General features: G+C 71.8%; 19 protein-coding genes. 5 read left to right on the forward strand and 14 right to left on the reverse strand.

The annotated features are described in order from the left end of the window. The 6 genes from ASF58_RS15250 to ASF58_RS15275 form a co-directional block, all read right to left on the reverse strand. A partial coding sequence (locus ASF58_RS15250; RefSeq protein ID WP_156375700.1) for a hypothetical protein occupies positions 1–262 on the reverse strand: 262 nt, incomplete at its 3' end. 19 nt (positions 263–281) lie between these two features. Then, positions 282–560, reverse strand: a complete 279-nt coding sequence (locus tag ASF58_RS15255; protein ID WP_055954073.1) for an exodeoxyribonuclease VII small subunit — start codon at positions 558–560, stop codon at positions 282–284. A 180-nt stretch (positions 561–740) separates the two neighbouring features. Then, positions 741–1,274, reverse strand: coding sequence for a hypothetical protein (locus tag ASF58_RS15260; RefSeq protein WP_055954076.1), 534 nt, complete (start codon positions 1,272–1,274; stop codon positions 741–743). Further along, positions 1,274–1,894, reverse strand: a complete 621-nt coding sequence (locus tag ASF58_RS15265; RefSeq protein WP_055954079.1) for an HD family hydrolase — start codon at positions 1,892–1,894, stop codon at positions 1,274–1,276. The genes ASF58_RS15260 and ASF58_RS15265 overlap by 1 nt, the downstream gene beginning before the upstream one ends. Next, a complete protein-coding gene (locus tag ASF58_RS15270) occupies positions 1,891–2,547 on the reverse strand; it encodes a DNA-3-methyladenine glycosylase I (protein ID WP_055954081.1) in 657 nt (218 codons plus the stop codon). The genes ASF58_RS15265 and ASF58_RS15270 overlap by 4 nt, the downstream gene beginning before the upstream one ends. A gap of 49 nt (positions 2,548–2,596) precedes the next feature. Next, a complete protein-coding gene (locus ASF58_RS15275) occupies positions 2,597–3,448 on the reverse strand; it encodes a folate-binding protein YgfZ (RefSeq protein ID WP_055954085.1) in 852 nt (283 codons plus the stop codon). 116 nt (positions 3,449–3,564) lie between these two features. Between ASF58_RS15275 and ASF58_RS15280 the strand changes: the two genes are divergently transcribed. Continuing rightward, positions 3,565–4,902, forward strand: coding sequence for a dihydroorotase (locus ASF58_RS15280; protein WP_055954088.1), 1,338 nt, complete (start codon positions 3,565–3,567; stop codon positions 4,900–4,902). A 158-nt stretch (positions 4,903–5,060) separates the two neighbouring features. Here the strand turns inward: ASF58_RS15280 and ASF58_RS15285 are convergent, their stop codons facing one another. The 6 genes from ASF58_RS15285 to pdxH all read right to left on the reverse strand — a co-directional run bounded on the left by ASF58_RS15285 (position 5,061) and on the right by pdxH (position 9,127). Further along, positions 5,061–5,315, reverse strand: coding sequence for a hypothetical protein (locus ASF58_RS15285; RefSeq protein ID WP_055954093.1), 255 nt, complete (start codon positions 5,313–5,315; stop codon positions 5,061–5,063). A gap of 161 nt (positions 5,316–5,476) precedes the next feature. Beyond that, entirely contained in the window at positions 5,477–5,887 is a 411-nt protein-coding gene (locus tag ASF58_RS15290; RefSeq protein WP_055954173.1) for a TIGR02301 family protein, read from the reverse strand. A gap of 47 nt (positions 5,888–5,934) precedes the next feature. After that, positions 5,935–6,411, reverse strand: coding sequence for an NUDIX hydrolase (locus ASF58_RS15295; protein WP_055954096.1), 477 nt, complete (start codon positions 6,409–6,411; stop codon positions 5,935–5,937). Further along, on the reverse strand, positions 6,408–7,544 hold the full coding sequence (locus ASF58_RS15300) for a hypothetical protein (protein ID WP_055954099.1): 1,137 nt from the start codon (positions 7,542–7,544) through the stop codon (positions 6,408–6,410). Before ASF58_RS15300 ends, ASF58_RS15295 begins: the two co-directional genes overlap by 4 nt. Further along, on the reverse strand, positions 7,537–8,259 hold the full coding sequence (locus ASF58_RS15305) for an SDR family oxidoreductase (RefSeq protein WP_055954102.1): 723 nt from the start codon (positions 8,257–8,259) through the stop codon (positions 7,537–7,539). Before ASF58_RS15305 ends, ASF58_RS15300 begins: the two co-directional genes overlap by 8 nt. Positions 8,260–8,455: 196 nt before the next feature. Then, positions 8,456–9,127: a pyridoxamine 5'-phosphate oxidase gene (pdxH, locus tag ASF58_RS15310; protein ID WP_200930211.1), complete on the reverse strand. Its 672-nt coding sequence runs from the start codon at positions 9,125–9,127 to the stop codon at positions 8,456–8,458. Between the two features lie 169 nt (positions 9,128–9,296). Between pdxH and ASF58_RS26730 the strand changes: the two genes are divergently transcribed. From ASF58_RS26730 to fabI, 3 genes are all read left to right on the forward strand, one after another. After that, on the forward strand, positions 9,297–9,791 hold the full coding sequence (locus ASF58_RS26730; protein WP_244477350.1) for an RT0821/Lpp0805 family surface protein: 495 nt from the start codon (positions 9,297–9,299) through the stop codon (positions 9,789–9,791). Between the two features lie 192 nt (positions 9,792–9,983). After that, a complete protein-coding gene (locus ASF58_RS15320; protein WP_055954108.1) occupies positions 9,984–10,922 on the forward strand; it encodes a DnaJ C-terminal domain-containing protein in 939 nt (312 codons plus the stop codon). A gap of 186 nt (positions 10,923–11,108) precedes the next feature. Beyond that, positions 11,109–11,951 carry an enoyl-ACP reductase FabI gene (gene fabI / locus ASF58_RS15325; protein ID WP_055954111.1) on the forward strand — a complete coding sequence of 281 codons (843 nt, stop codon included), beginning with the start codon at positions 11,109–11,111 and terminating at the stop codon, positions 11,949–11,951. A gap of 15 nt (positions 11,952–11,966) precedes the next feature. Here the strand turns inward: fabI and ASF58_RS15330 are convergent, their stop codons facing one another. Both ASF58_RS15330 and ASF58_RS15335 read right to left on the reverse strand, forming a co-directional pair. Continuing rightward, positions 11,967–13,103: an AAA family ATPase gene (locus ASF58_RS15330; protein WP_055954114.1), complete on the reverse strand. Its 1,137-nt coding sequence runs from the start codon at positions 13,101–13,103 to the stop codon at positions 11,967–11,969. Positions 13,104–13,174: 71 nt separating this feature from the next. Beyond that, positions 13,175–14,212 carry a polyphosphate kinase 2 family protein gene (locus tag ASF58_RS15335; RefSeq protein ID WP_055954179.1) on the reverse strand — a complete coding sequence of 346 codons (1,038 nt, stop codon included), beginning with the start codon at positions 14,210–14,212 and terminating at the stop codon, positions 13,175–13,177. A 136-nt stretch (positions 14,213–14,348) separates the two neighbouring features. Here ASF58_RS15335 and ASF58_RS15340 point away from each other — a divergent pair, with 136 nt between their 5' ends. After that, positions 14,349–14,939, forward strand: coding sequence for a histidine phosphatase family protein (locus ASF58_RS15340; protein WP_055954118.1), 591 nt, complete (start codon positions 14,349–14,351; stop codon positions 14,937–14,939). Positions 14,940–15,036 lie beyond the last annotated feature (97 nt).

The raw sequence follows: 15,036 nt of genomic DNA on the forward strand, positions 1-15,036 counted from the left end.
TGACCGAGACCGCGTCGATCATCTCGGTGCGCACCGCGTCCGCCACCGCCTGCAGCGCGCTCTCCGGCAACAGACGCAGCGCCGAAGGCTCCGCCAGGCCGTCCAGGATCGCCGTCGCCTCCGAGAAGGTCTCCGATGCCGCTTGCGCGCGCTCGTCGTGCGAGGTCTTGCCTTGCGAGGTTTCTTGCCGTGACACCGAACCAACCTCACGCCCGGAGGGAAAACATGCGCGCAATGACTTGGCGCCAATGAAGAATTTCAAGTGGAAGCGGAACCGCTCCCTAGTCGACGTCGAGGGGCGCGACGCCCGCCGCCTTGCCGTCGGTACCCAGGGTGATCTTCTGGATGCGTGCCTCGGCCTTCTGCAGCAGCCCTTCGCAGTGGCGCTTCAGCGCCTCGCCGCGCTCGTAGATCGCCACCGACTCGTCGAGGGGGACATCCCCCTTCTCCAGGCGGCGCACGATGTCCTCGAGTTGCTCCAACGCCTTCTCGAAGGGCAGGTCGAGGCTCGGCTCGTCCGTACCGGACGTCGACGCAACGGCGGGTCGCGTGACACTCATTCTAAACTACCCCGTGATTCTGACGGTCTAAGCCGCGAGCCCGGAAGCCGACAACCCGATCCGGCCGGTGGATCGTCGTTTCGTCGTCCGGGGCGGCGTTTGCGCCACACCTCGACAGCCCGGTTTCAGGGCGATGACGGGCAGCAGGCCCGAAGCCGGATCGGTTTGTCCTGGAAGAGCTTACGCGACGACTTGGAGGCCGGCGCTGAAGTCCAGCCGAAACGGCGCCCCCTCGAAGGCCTCCGCGCCACGACCGATCTCCGCGATCGCCGCGACCATGCGGCCTTCGCGGTCCAGCATGCGGTCGGCGAGGGCCACGAACAGGGCGTTGGGCGTCGCCGACGGGGCGGCCGCACGAAGCGCCCGGGCGATCTCGGCCTCGTCGCGGTCCGGGGCCAGGGCACAGGCGACGATGTAGGCCGCCGCCGTCGAGCGGCTGATCCCCGCATAGCAGTGGATCAGCAGGGGCTGGGTCCGGTCCCAGGCTCTCGCGAAGTCGAGGATCTGCGCGATGTGGGCCTCGCCCGGCGTGACGTGCCCCTCCATCGGCGCGACGATGTCGCTGACCTCCACGACGCAGTGGCGTCCCTCCGGGATGCCCGCCGGTCGAGCGATCGCGGTGCCGACCTTCATCAGGGTCATCAGATGGGTCGCGCCGGACCCGTCGAGCGTGTCGGGAAGCCGCGACAGGGGGCAGACCTCGAGATGCGGCATCAGGCGGGCTCCGGGGGCGCGCGGACAGGGACAGGGGCGAGGACGTGGAAACGCGCGAGGAAGCGGGCCTGCGCCACGTCGGTGGGCCAGGGGACCAGCAGCGCCTCGGCCTCGGGACCGAGGGGCGCGCAGGCGCCGAAGATCGCATCGGCCTCCGATCCGGAGAATCCGGCCAGACGCGTCGCCTCGTGATAGGCGGCGACGCCGTCGGCCCGCTTGACCAGGGCGGACAGCGCCGCGCCCGGCTCGGGAAGCCCGAAGCGCTCGCGGATGGCCGCCAAGAGCCGGCGCTCCACCGCCTTGTAAGAATCGCCGATCGCCGCCTTGAAGGGCGAGATGATGTCGCCGATGACGTATTCGGGGGCATCGTGCAGCAGCAGCTCGAGGCCGTCGCCGGCGCCGAGGCCCGGCGCCTCCCCGCGGCCGATGGCCTCCACCAGCAGGGCGTGCTGGGCCACGGAGAAGACGTGCGGCCCGGCCGTCTGCCCGTTCCAGCGGGCGACGCGGGCGAGCCCATGGGCGATGTCGGCGATCTCGATGTCGCGGGGGGCCGGGTCGAGGAGGTCGAGGCGTCGGCCCGACAGCATCCGCTGCCAGGCGCGGCCGGGCGCGCCGCTCATGCCGAGCCCCCGACGACCTTATCTTCATCTTCATGGATCCGCCCCCCGAGGGCGGCGCAGGGCCCGTGCCGATGGCAGCCGACGAGGTGATCGTTGACGAGGCCGACCGCCTGCATGAACGCGTGGACGATGGTCGGGCCGCAGAACGCAAAGCCCTCCGCCTTCAGGGCCTTGGACAGCTTTCGCGAGATGTCGGTTTCGGTGGCAATGCCCGCCCGATCCCGCGCCGTTCCCTGGATCGGCGCGCCGTCGACGAAGTCCCAGAGGAAGGCCGCGAAGCCCGTCCCGCGCGCCTCGATGGCGAGGTAGGCCCGGGCGCCCGCGATCGTGCCGACGATCTTGGCCCGGTTCCGAATGATGCCGGTATCCTGCATCAGCCGCGTCACATCGGCCTCGGTGAAGCGTGCGATCGCCTCCGGGTCGAAGCCCGCGAAGGCGCGACGGAAGCCCTCGCGCCGGCGCAGGATGGTGATCCAGGACAGGCCGGCCTGGAAACCGTCGAGGATCAGCTTCTCGTAGAGGGCACGGCCGTCCCGCTCCGGAACGCCCCATTCGGTGTCGTGATAGGCGACGTAGACGGGGTCCAGCCCGGCCCACCAGCAGCGGGCGCAGCCGTCGGGATGGGGGATCAGGCCGGAGGCGTCGGTCAGCATCGCTGAGGGTTTAGCCGGGCGCGGCGGCGCCGTCGATGTCGGGCTGCGCTCAGCCGGCCGGCGCCGTCTCGGGGAACGGAAACGTGGCGAAGGCCGGCTTCTCGACGCCGACCGGAACCGTGCCCGCCCGCAGGGGCTCGCCGGCCGCCAGAGCGTCGGCGAGGCGGTCGAGGCGGAGGAGACCGAGGGCCCGCCCGCCCGCGACGCTGCCGACGGTGCCGAGCGCGCGCTGTCCGGCGGTGATCTCGGCCCCGGTCTGGAGTGCCTCGTCCGAGACCGCGACCAGCGGGACGATCCGGGTCCGGGCCGTCCCGCGATGCTGCATGCGCGAGACCACCTCCTGGCCGACATAGCAGCCCTTGCGGAAGTCGACGCCGCCGATCTGGTCCATCAGGGCCTCGTGCGGGAAGGCGTCCGACCAGGGAAAGTCGCGCCCGCCCTCCGGAATGCCGAGGGCGATGCGGTGGGCGTGGTAATCGGCCTCGGTCGCATCCGCCGAGAAGGCGCCGAGGGCGAAAGTCAGGCGCTCGCCCAGCGCCCCGAGGCGGCCGTCGCGCCGGCGGGTCACCGCGGCGGCGGTCTCGGCCCCGTCCCAGGCGGCGGCCACGCCGAGGGTCGGCGCGAGGGCGATCGTCACCTTGGCGCGCAGGCGGTAGAGCCCGAGGCGCTTGGCGAGGTCAGGCGCACGCTCGGCGGCGGCGTCGAGCTCGAAGCCCTCCGGGGTGCGGCCGACGAGAAAGTCGAACAGGATCTTGCCCTGCGGCGTGAGGAGCGCACCGAGGCGGGCCTCGCCGGGCTCCAGGGTCTCGACGTTGCAGGTCAGCACGCCCTGCAGGAAGCTCGTCGCATCCTCGCCCGAGACGGTGACGACGGCGCGGTCCGGCAGCAGGGCGATCGGCATGGCGACTCCTTAACACAGGCGGCGGCGGCATTGCGCCCCGTCCGGGCCTGACATAAGCCGCCCGCGACCCCGTCTCAATGTGCGTCCGGACCGCGCACGGCCCCAGGAGATTCGGAATGGACCAGCCCTTCGACCTCCTCCTCACCGGCGGCACCGTGGTGAACCAGGACGGCGCGCACCGCGCCGACCTCGGCATCCGCGCCGGCCGCATCGCGGCGATCGGCGACCTCGCGGCGGCCGAGGCCGCCGAGCGGCGCGACTGCACCGGCCTGCACCTGCTGCCCGGCGTCATCGACAGCCAGGTGCATTTCCGCGAGCCGGGACTCGACCACAAGGAAGACCTCGAATCAGGCTCGCGCGCGGCCGTCATGGGCGGCGTGACCACGGTGTTCGAGATGCCGAACACCAACCCGCTCACCACCAGCGCCGAGGCCCTGGCCGACAAGGTCGCCCGGGCCCATCATCGGATGCATTGCGACTTCGCGTTCTGGGTCGGCGGCACCCACGAGAACGCGCATCTCGTTCCGGAGCTCGAGCGCCTGCCTGGGGCCGCCGGCATCAAGGTGTTCGTCGGCTCCTCCACCGGCTCCCTGCTGGTCGAGGACGATGCCGGCGTCACCGAGATCCTGAAGCGGACCCGCCGGCGCGCCGCCTTTCACGCCGAGGACGAGCCGATGCTGCGGGCGCAGAAGGACCGGCGCATCCCCGGCGATCCGTCCTCGCACCCGGTCTGGCGCTCACCCGAGGCAGCCCTGACGGCGACGCAGCGCCTCGTGCGCATCGCCCGGGCCACCGGCGCGCGCATCCACATCCTGCACATCTCGACCAAGGAGGAGATGGCGTATCTCGCCGGAGCGAAGGACGTGGCGACCTGCGAGGTGACACCCCATCACCTCACCCTCGACGGCGACGAGGCCTATGCCCGCCTCGGCACCCTGGTGCAGATGAACCCGCCGGTGCGCGGGGCCGACCATCGCGACGGCATCTGGCACGGCCTGTCCCAGGGCGTCGCGGACATCCTCGGCTCCGACCACGCACCGCACCTGCTGGAGGAGAAGGCCAAGCCCTATCCGGATTCGCCCTCGGGCATGACCGGAGTGCAGACCCTGGTGCCGATCATGCTCGACCATGTCGCCGCCGGACGGCTGTCCCTGGCCCGGTTCGTCGACCTCACCAGCGCCGGCCCGAAGCGGCTGTTCGGCATCGCCCGGAAAGGGCGGCTCGCCGTCGGCTACGACGCCGACGTGACGGTGGTGGACCTCAAGCGTCGGGAGACCATCCGCAACGACTGGATCGCCTCGAAATGCGGCTGGACGCCCTATGACGGCGTCACCGTGACGGGCTGGCCGGTGGGCACCCTGGTGCGCGGCCACGGCGTGATGTGGGAGGGAACCCTGACCGCGCCGTCCCGCGGCGAGGCGGTGCTGTTCGAAGAGGCTCTGCGTCCGGCCTGAGGCCGGCGCAGCAAAAAGGGCAGGCGCCCGGCGCCTGCCCTTCGGTTCTTCGCGCCGGTGGAGCGCCGCGGCGCCCCGACATCGACTTCGTTAAGGCTTCGGCCTCGCCAAGGCTCGGGCTTCGTCGAGGCTGGGGCCTCGCTAAGGCTTCGGCTTCGTCAATGCTGCGGGCTGGTGGTGAAGGCGCCGCCGCGGATGCGGTCCGGAAAGCCCTCGGCGTAGCGGGCAGTGGCTTCCTCGCCATAGGTCGTGACGAGTTCCTGGAAGGCCGCGAACAGGGCGGCCTGGGCCATGCAGTCGCCGTCGAGCCCGTCGAGACAGCCTTCGGCGAACGCTTCCGAGACGTAGCTCAGGGCGACGCGCTTGTCGTCGAGATCCGCCTCGAAGGGCGCGGAGACCGTATCCATGTGCATGGGCCACATCATCGTTTGCGCCGGTGAACGACCCGGCGAGTAACCACGAGGATAGGGCGATCGGTGGAGTTCGCAAAGCCAGGAATTGCGAAGCGGTTAACGCGGGTGCTCAAATTCTCCGTTTTCGCCTGCGGCCCGGACGCTGTGGCCAACCGGCATCACTACCCGCCGAACCGGCTCGCCAGGGCGTGCGACAGGCGCTCGCCCTCGGCCACGTAGCGGGCGGCCGCCTCGTTCGCGGCGGGGGTACAGACCCGGTAGGTCAGGCTGTAGCCGCGATAGCCGCGATTGTAGGCGCCGGCGAGACGGTCGCGCCGGCTGGGGGTCACGCCCTCGGCCTCCATCAGGGCCTTCATCCGGGCCGGCCACTCGGCGGCATCGGGCGCGGCGCAGAGGTCGCGCAGGAACGCGAGGGAGCCGATGACCTCCGAGAGACGGAGCAGGTCGCGGTCGTAGGGCGCCGGCGGCGGCTCGGGCGGCGGCGGCTCCTTCTCCTTCTCGGCCGGCTTCGGTGCAGCCCGGGACGAGCCGCCGCGGGATTGCTGGGCGAACCCGGCCTCCGGCACGGCCATCAGCACGGCGAGGCCGCACAGGACCGCGATCCCCGCACCACGACCCTTCACGCCGCGGGCTCCGCGCGGCGGGCGGCCCGGGCGAAGGCCTCGCGAACGGTCCCGGCGAGACCGGGGGTCGTCGCCAGGGTCTCGAGCTCGGCAAGGGTGGACCAGCGCACGCCTAGGGCTTCCGGGCCGGCCACGGGCTCGCCGCCGGTCCAGAGGGCCGCGTGGGGATGGACGACGTAGTGGTGGCGCACGCGGCCCTCGGCGTCGCGCAGGATGATCTCGGTGGGGCTGAGCACGCCCACCACCTCGGCCGACAGCCCGACCTCTTCCTGTAATTCGCGCAGGGCCGCCTCGGCGAGAGCCTCGCCCGCCTCGACGAGGCCGCCGGGAAGGGTCCAGACGCCGCGCATCGGCTCGTTGGCCCGGGCGGCGAGGAGCACCCGGTCGTCGCGCAGGACCGCGATCGAGGTGCCGACGAAGGGCCGCGTCGGGAACAGGCGCGACTCGGCCGCCTCCGGATCGGTCGCGCTCATGGCGTCACCACGGCGATGCGCCCGTCGGCGAGGCCGACGAGGAGCCGGGCGGCCGGGCCCCGGCCGAGGCTGGCGAGGCCGAAGGCGGCGAGCCCGGGCAGGGCTGCGCGCGATCGCTCGCGGATGCCCTCCTTCAGGGAGAGGATCGCCACGGCGCTCCGGTCGGCGATCGGCAGGGCCAGCTCGGGGGCGCCCTCGCGCTCCGGCTCGACCAGGGCCGCGAGGTCGACCTCGCCCTCGCCCGGCGAGACGTTGGTGTAGCCCGGTGCCGCCCGGGCCAGGCGCAGGGCGCCGGCCTCCAGGGCCCAGAGCTGCAGCTGGCCGGCGCCGTCGGGGGCCGCCACGGCCGCGATCTGCGGTCGGCCGCTGCCGGAGAAATCCGCGATGGCGGCCGGCTTCAGGGGCTGGCCCCCCGGACCGGCCGCCTGATCCGGACCGCGGGCCATCAGGGTCCAGGCCGCTCCGGAGGCCGCCGCACCGGGCTCGGCCTTGGCGAACAGGGCGAGGGCGGCCCCGCCCGCGGGCGCGACCGTGACCGCGAGGACGACGGGCTTGCCGTCCAGCCGGGCGATCCGCGGTCGGCGCAGGGCGAAGGCCGCGTCGGGCGCGGCGGACAGGGTGGTGGTGACGATCGGCACCGGCTTCGGGTCGCCCCCCATCGCCACCGGCTGACGCTCGCGGATCACGAGGGCGCCGGCCTGCTCGGGGCCGCCGGCCAGGGCCGGCCGGGGATCCGCCAGATGGACGCTCAAGGGGCCCGAGACCGCGCGCCGGGAGCCGGGCAGGGCGCCGCGCGGGGTCTCGGCGGTCGCCAGACCGTCCACCGCCTCGGCGCCGAGCAGGGTGGTGGTCACCTGTCCGTCGACGAGGCTGAGGGCTGCACCGCCGGCGTCGCCCCAGACCACGGCGATCGGCGCCTCGGGCTCGGGCGTGGCCGGATCGGCGCTGCGGGAGCGGGCGAGGGGCAGCAGGCCGGAGGTCGCCACCGCGATCGCGACCTCGCTGCCGGGTCCCCGCAGGGCACGGGCCCGGAAGGGCAGGTCGAGGATCGTCACCGACGGCTCCGCGCAGGCGGGGGACACGCCGATCAGCAGCCCGATGAGAAGCGCGCGGCGCGCCCCCCGTTCAGACATGCTGGCCGCCGTTGATGTGCAGCTCGGCGCCGTTCACGTAGGAGGAGGCCTCGGTGCACAGGAAGTAGATCGCCTTGGCGACCTCGTCGGGCGTGCCGAGCCGGCGCTGCGGGATGCCGGCCACGATCTTGTCCGTGCCGGGCGACAGGATCGCGGTGTCGATCTCGCCCGGCGAGATCGCGTTCACGCGGACGCCAAGGGGGCCGAAATCGCTCGCCATCTCCCGGGTCAGGCCGGCCAGGGCCGCCTTGGAGGTGCCGTAGGCGGCGCCCGCGAAGGGGTGCACGCGGGACCCCGCGATCGACGTGACGTTGACTATGGAGCCCTTGGCCCGGGTCAGCTCCTCGCAGAGGCCGCGGGCCAGGAGGAGGGGGGCGAACAGGTTGACCTGGAACACCCGCTGCCAATCGCCGAACTCGGTGGCGATGGCGCCCAGGCGCTCGCCCTGCGGGCCCTTCGGCGAGATGCCGGCATTGTTGACCAGCGCGTGCAGGAGGCCACCCTCGGCAGCGAGGCGCCCGGCCACCTCCTCGATGCCCCGCACCGTATCCTGGGGATCGGACAGATCGACCTGGAGGTGATCCTCCGGGCCCATCTCCCAGGGACAGTTCTCCGGAAAGGGATGGCGCGAGCAGGTGATCACCCGCCAACCGGCGGCCGAGAACCGTTTGACGGTGGCATGGCCGATCCCACGGCTCGCCCCCGTGAGCAGCATGATGCGCCGGCGTTCGTTGGATGAGGCCAAGACCGTTCCTTCAGGATCGGGAGGCGTTCGGCCGGCGGAACCGCCGTGCCGCCGCGAAGCCCCCACGCCACGCTCAGGTCTAAGGGGCGCGGGGGCTAAAATCCAGGGTCATCCCGCGACGCACCAAGTGGCCGGCCTGCGGAGGGCCAGGGTCCGCCGATCCGCCTCAGGGATAGAGGCGCGCCCCGCGCCAAATCCCGCCGTCGGAGGTCTCGCCGTCGGAGGTCTCGCCGTCGCGGGTGAAGCGGACGCGATCGTGCAGGCGGAACGCGCCGTTCTGCCAGAACTCGATCGAGACCGGTGCGATGCGAAAGCCCGTCCAGTTCTCCGGACGCGGCACCGGGCCCTCCCCGTAGCGCTCGGCGAGGGCCTCGACCTCGCGCTCGAGGGTCGCCCGATCACCCAGGGGACGCGACTGGCGGCTCGCATGGGCCCCGAGGCGGCTGTTGCGGGCACGGCTGGCGAAGTAGGCATCCGCTTCCTCGGGCGTGACGCGGGTCACGGGGCCACGAGCGCGGACCTGACGCCCCAGGCTCTTCCAATGCAGCACCAGGGCCGCCTGCGGGTTCTCGCGCAGCTCGTCGCCCTTGGCGGAATCGACGTTGGTGTAGAACACGAATCCGCGCGCATCGACGCCCTTCAGCAGCACCACGCGCACGTCGGGCAGACCGTCGGCGCCGGCCGTGGCCAGCGCCATCGCGTTGGGATCATTGGGTTCCGAGGCCTCGGCCTCGGCCATCCAGGTCGCGAACAAGGCCCACGGATCGGTGGCGCGGGTGAAGTCGCCGCCGGCCCCCGTGGCGTCCCCGTTCGCGCTGCGGGAAGCGGGATCATCGATCCTTAACCGTTCCAAGGCGTAATCCTGTGGTGAGATCCGGGTCGGGGGCACCGACGTGGGACACGAACGTTTCGGCCCAACACGTCGTTTGAGATCAGGTGTAATGCGTCGGCGCGACTGTAAAGCCCAGGCCGTCCCGGAAATTCATGTCCGCCGCCGGTCGCGGACCGTGCCGCGACGGGCCACGCGGGCCATCGGCCTCAGCGTGCTGCTCGGCTTGAGCGGTTGCGGCCTGCCGATCATCACCTTCCAGGCGGAGGAGACGGCGGCCAGCGCCGTGGCGGAGGCGGCCAAGCGCGGCGACAAGGCGAGTGCGGCCCTGTCGGACGAGCCGACGGTCACGGGCAGCATCGACAAGCGTCCGCTGGGCTTCGGCAACGATCTGGGCGTCGAGGATTGGCGCCGCGCCAACGCGGCGCTCGCCGTCGCCCTCGATCCGCAGGGCAACGGCCGCCCGGTGAAGTGGGACAATCCGGAAACCACCCTGCGCGGCTCGGTGAACCCCACCGGCCTGCCCTACGTCGCCAACGACCTCGTCTGCCGCGACTTCCTGGCCTCCGTCATCTCGCCGGCGGGCAGCCGCTTCGTGCGCGGCACCGGCTGCAAGCCCTCCGGCGGCGACTGGACCCTGACCAAAGTGCGGACGGCGAAGGCGGCGTCCTGAGGGCCGTCGCGGAAGGCCGCGGCGGGTCCGTCCGGATCGCAGGGCGAACAGAAGCGTTGACGCCGCGCCAATCGCAGCGAATTCTCGCGCGAGACCGTTGCAGAGAAGCAACAGGCCGTCCACATGACAGACGAATCCGAAGGAGCCGGGCCCGTGCCCGGTCCCAGGCGGCACCGAGAATCCTGAAGACCGATGCGAAATCCCTACGATGTGCTGGGTGTCTCCAAGGGCGCCAGCGAAGCCGATATCAAGAAGGCCTACCGCAAGCTCGCGAAGGCCTACCATCCCGACCGCAACCAGGACGACGCCAAGGCCAAGGACCGCTTCGCGGAGGCCAGCAGCGCGTACGAGATCCTGGGTGATGCGGGCAAGCGCGCGCAGTTCGACCGCGGCGAGATCGACGCGGACGGCAAGCCGCGCGCGACGGGTTTCGAGGGCTTCGGCGGATTCGGCGGCGGGCGCGGCGGCGGCGGCGGTGGAGGCTTCGACTTCGAGAGCGCCGCGCGCGGCCGCGCCCCCGGCGGGGGCGGCGGCATCGGCGAGGACATCTTCTCCCACCTGTTCGGCGACGCCTTCCGGGCGGCCGGTGCCGGGCCCGGCGGCCCGCAGCGCGGCCCCGTGAAGGGCGAGGACGTGGCGGCCGAGCTCAGCGTGACCTTGGAGCAGGTCGCCAGCGAGGAGAAGCTGCGCCTGTCCCTGCCGGGCGGGCGCGACGTGGACGTGGTGGTGCCCAAGGGCGTGGTCGACGGCCAGACCATCCGCCTGCGCGGCCTCGGCAACCCGGGCGGTCTGCGGGGCGCGCCGGGGGATGCGCTGCTGACGATCCGCATCCTGCCCCATGCGCGCTTCACCGTGGACGGCGCGGATCTGCGCGGCACCGTGGACGTGTCCCTGGAGGACGCGATCCTCGGCGGCCCGATCCGGGTGCCGACGCTCACCGGCGCCGTCGAGATGAAGATCCCGCCGATGACCGGCTCAGGCCGCACCTTCCGTTTGCGGGGCAAGGGCCTGCCGAAGAAGGACGGGACCCGGGGCGACCTCCTGGCGGTCACCGCCGTGATGCTGCCCACCGCCGAGGATCCGGCGCTCACCGAGTTCGCCCGCGCCCGGCGCGCGGCCAAGGCGGGCTGACGCGACCGCCCGGCGGACCAGGCCGATCCCGACGCCCCCGGCCGGATGCGCGACGGCACTCCGGCGCTGTCAGGCCCCGGACTTCCGTCCCAGGCGCACCTCCGCTAAGGATGCCCGGCGCGAACACGCCGATCCGTCGCCCGACGGGCCCGACGGCACGCGCCACGGCTCTCGCTCAGGTGACACATGGCGGACACGCACCCGGTTCACGATCACGTCGGCGGTCTTCTCGCCGGCAAGCGCGGCCTGGTGCTCGGTGTCGCCAACAACCGCTCGATCGCCTGGGGTATCGCCAAGAGCGCGGCCGCCCACGGCGCCAAGCTCGCGTTCACCTACCAGGGCGACGCCCTCAAGAAGCGCGTCGAGCCCCTGGCACGGGAGCTCGATGCCCACGTGGTCGGGCATTGCGACGTCACCGATCCGGCCTCGATCGACGCGGTCTTCGCCGCCACCGCCGAGGTGTTCCCCGAAGGCATCGACTTCGTCGTCCACTGCATCGCCTTCTCGGACAAGGACGAACTGACGGGCCGCTACGTCGAGACCTCCGAGGCGAACTTCACCAAGTCGCTCCTGATCTCCTGCTACTCGTTCACGGCCATCGCCCAGCGCGCCGAGAAGCTGATGCCGAACGGCGGCTCGCTGCTCACGCTGACCTATTACGGCGCCGAGAAGTGGATGCCGCACTACAACGTCATGGGCGTGGCCAAGGCCGCTCTCGAGGCCTCCGTGCGCTACCTCGCGGCCGATCTCGGCCCCTCGAAGATCCGCGTCAACGCCATCTCGGCGGGCCCGATCAAGACGCTGGCCGCCTCCGGCATCGGTGACTTCCGCTACATCCTGAAGTGGAACGAGTACAACGCCCCCCTGCGGCGCACCGTGACCATCGAGGAGGTCGGCGAGACCGCCACCTACCTCGTCTCGGACATGAGCAAGGGCATGACCGGCGAGATCCTCCACGTCGATGCCGGCTACCACGTCGTCGGCATGAAGAACCCGGAAGCCCCGGACCTCAGCCTCGACAAGGACTGACGGGACCGACGGCCTTCAGTCGTCCTCGGCGAAGGCACCGAACAGCTTCAGGCCCTCGATCCAGGTCGCGCCCTCGCGCTGGATCACCCGGTGGGGGCGCGTCCCGCCCTCCGCCAGGATGGCGTCGGCCAGCCGTTCGGAATGGGTCACCAGCCAGACCTGCGTCCGCGCGGAGGCCTTCACGATCAGGCGGGCGAGGGGCGCCAGCAGGTCCGGATGCAGGCTGGTCTCGGGCTCGTTGAGGGCCATGAAGGGCGGCAACCGATAGGCGAGCAGGGCGCCGGCCAGGGCCAGGAAGCGCAGCGTCCCGTCGGACAGCTCGGCCGCCGCGAAGACCCGCTTCGGATAATCGGGAAACACCATCCCGAACTGCGCCTGGCGCCCCGGGACCGGAAGGTCGAGACGGGCGCCGGGGAAGGCGTCGTCCACGGCGGCCGCGAGGTCGACGGTGTCCTGGCGGATATGCGCGAGGGTGGCGAACACGGCGGCCAGATCCGAGCCGTCCGACGACAGGGTCGGGGTCGTCACCGCCAGACAGGGGCGACGCAGTGCCGAACCGGCGTCGGTGCGGACATCGTGGTGGAAACGCCAGGCCGCCAGGGCGCTGCGGACCTGATGCAGGTCGGGATAGCTGCCGCCATCCTGAACGGTGCCGAGTACGGTCTCGGACGGCAGCAGGTCGCCCCCGAGGCTGCGCTTGCGCCCCTCCCCGTCGCGCAGGAAGCCGCCCGGGCCGTCGCGGTGGAGCAGAGTGGCGGGCCGCCGGGCCGAGATCAGGCGAAGCCGCTCGGTCTTGAGTTCGGGCTCGAGGGGAAAGCCGGCCGCGGCTACGGGCGGCTTGCAGCCGACCTCGACGGCATAATCGTAGGCCAGGCCGCTGACATTGTCGGCGAGTTCGACGCTCCAGCGAATCCGAGCGGACTCGTGGACCTTGCGCGCCCCGGCCCAGCTCACGGAGTCCAGGCTGCCTTCGGCCACGAGATTTCGGATCAGGGTGTCCGTCGCAGCCGATTGCAGGTATTCCAAGACCCGGTAGAGGTTGGTCTTGCCGACGCCGTTGGCGCCGATGAAAACCGAGAGGGACCCCAGCGGGAAGCGGATCGCGTGCAGCGAGCGGTACCCCGACACGGCGACGTCGCGAACAGCCAGCATGCGCGCTCCCATCGACCGCTCGGGCCTCGCGAGATCCGGAACGCAACGATGGATTGCGGTGGGGCGCCGGGTCAATCCGGAACGGTCATTCCGGAGATGCCCGTCTGCGCCTCGGGAAATCGCGGATCCATCGCCTCCAGGGTGTCGGCGATGGTGCGTGCGATGAGGAGGTTGCGGTACCACTTCCGGTTGGCCGGGACCACGTGCCAGGGGGCATGCGACGTCGAGCACGCGGTCAGCGCATCCGCGAAGGCCGCCTGGTAGGCGTCCCAGGACCGGCGTTCCACGAGATCGGCCGGATCGAACTTCCAGTGCTTGTCCGGGTTCGCGATGCGCGCCTCGAGCCGCTCCTTCTGCTCGTCCTTCGAGATGTGGAGGAAGAACTTGAGCACGGTGGTGCCGGCGGCGGCGAGCATCCGCTCGAAATCATTGATCTGGTCGTAGCGGGCCCGCCAGACCGGCTCTGGCACGAGATCCTTCACCCGCACCACGAGAACATCCTCGTAATGGCTTCGGTTGAACACGTTGATCATGCCGCGCGCCGGCGCCTTGGCGTGGTAGCGCCAGAGGAAGTCGTGGTCGCTCTCCTCGGCGCTGGGCACCTTGAAGGACCACACCCGGCAGCCCTGCGGGTTGACCCCCTCGAACACCGCCCGGATCGTGCCGTCCTTGCCGCCCGTGTCGATGGCCTGGAACACCACGAGCAGGCTGCGCTTGTGCTCGGCGTAGAGCCGCTCCTGCAGGGTGGCGATGCGGGCCCGCTCGGTCACCAGCGCCGCCTTGGCCTCCTCCTTGTCGAGGCCGCCATCGGCGTTCGCGTCGACGGCCTCAAGGTCGCAGCGGCTTCCCGGCTGCACCGTGACGATGCCGGCGGCGGCGGGGGCGAGGCGGGAATCGATGGTCTCGCCGGCCGCGGTCGTCCGGCTCTCGGCCTCGCGGGCCCAGTGCGCCGCGGAGGGGGGCCGGTGCCCGGCTCGGCGGGCCTCGGCCTTCTTGTCCGCCTTACCGCGGGCGGCCTCCTTGCGGTGCGAAACGTCACGCTGCGACGCGGAAGCTCCGGTTTCTCCCGGACTCTGGCCCCGGCGATGCTTGCCGTGATGCTTCGACATGATGAGACTCGCTTCCGCGGTGGACGGCGGACGGGGGCGGCCGCCGAGATGCAGGGCCAGGATGTGCAAGGCCAGGATGTGAGTGCGAAAACGATAGCCCGGCTCGGCCGTTCCGCCGAACGGCGGGCGTGAGGCCGTGAATCCGATCTACTTCATCCGCCACGGCCAGACCGATTGGAACGCGGAGGGACGCCTCCAGGGCCAGCGGGACATCGACCTGAACGCCGAGGGCCTGCGTCAGGCCGGGGCCGTGGCTGAGCGTCTCGCCGCGGCGGCCGGCGGTGCCGACCTCGCCGCCATGGACTTCGTCGCCAGTCCCCTCACGCGGACCCGCCGGACCATGGAGACGCTGCGGGCGGCCCTGGCCCTCGAACCGGAGGGCTATCGCCGCGATCCGCGTCTGGCGGAGATCAGCTTCGGCGCCTGGGAGGGCTCGACCTGGGCCGAGATCCGGCGCTGGGATCCGGCCGGCGCCCTGGCCCGCGACCGCGACCGCTGGGGCTATCGTCCGCCCGGCGGCACCGGCGAGAGCTATGCCATGCTGGTGGAGCGGGTCACGCCCGCCATCACCGGACTGACGCGGCCCACCGTGATCGTCGCCCATGGCGGCGTCGCCCGGGCGATCCTGGTGATCCGGGGCCACCTCGGCATCCGCGACGCGCCCCGCATCGGAATCCGACAGGGCAGCGTCCTCATCCTCGACCAGGCCGGCTGGCGCTGGGCCTGACCGGCCTCGCCTGCGCGTTCAACCCCGGTTCAAGCCGGCCGCCCAAACGTGCTAGACGCGCCGTGATTTCGGCGCGATCCGGGCGCCTACCCGGCCA

Source organism: Methylobacterium sp. Leaf125, assembly GCF_001423085.1.
GTDB lineage: Bacteria > Pseudomonadota > Alphaproteobacteria > Rhizobiales > Beijerinckiaceae > Methylobacterium.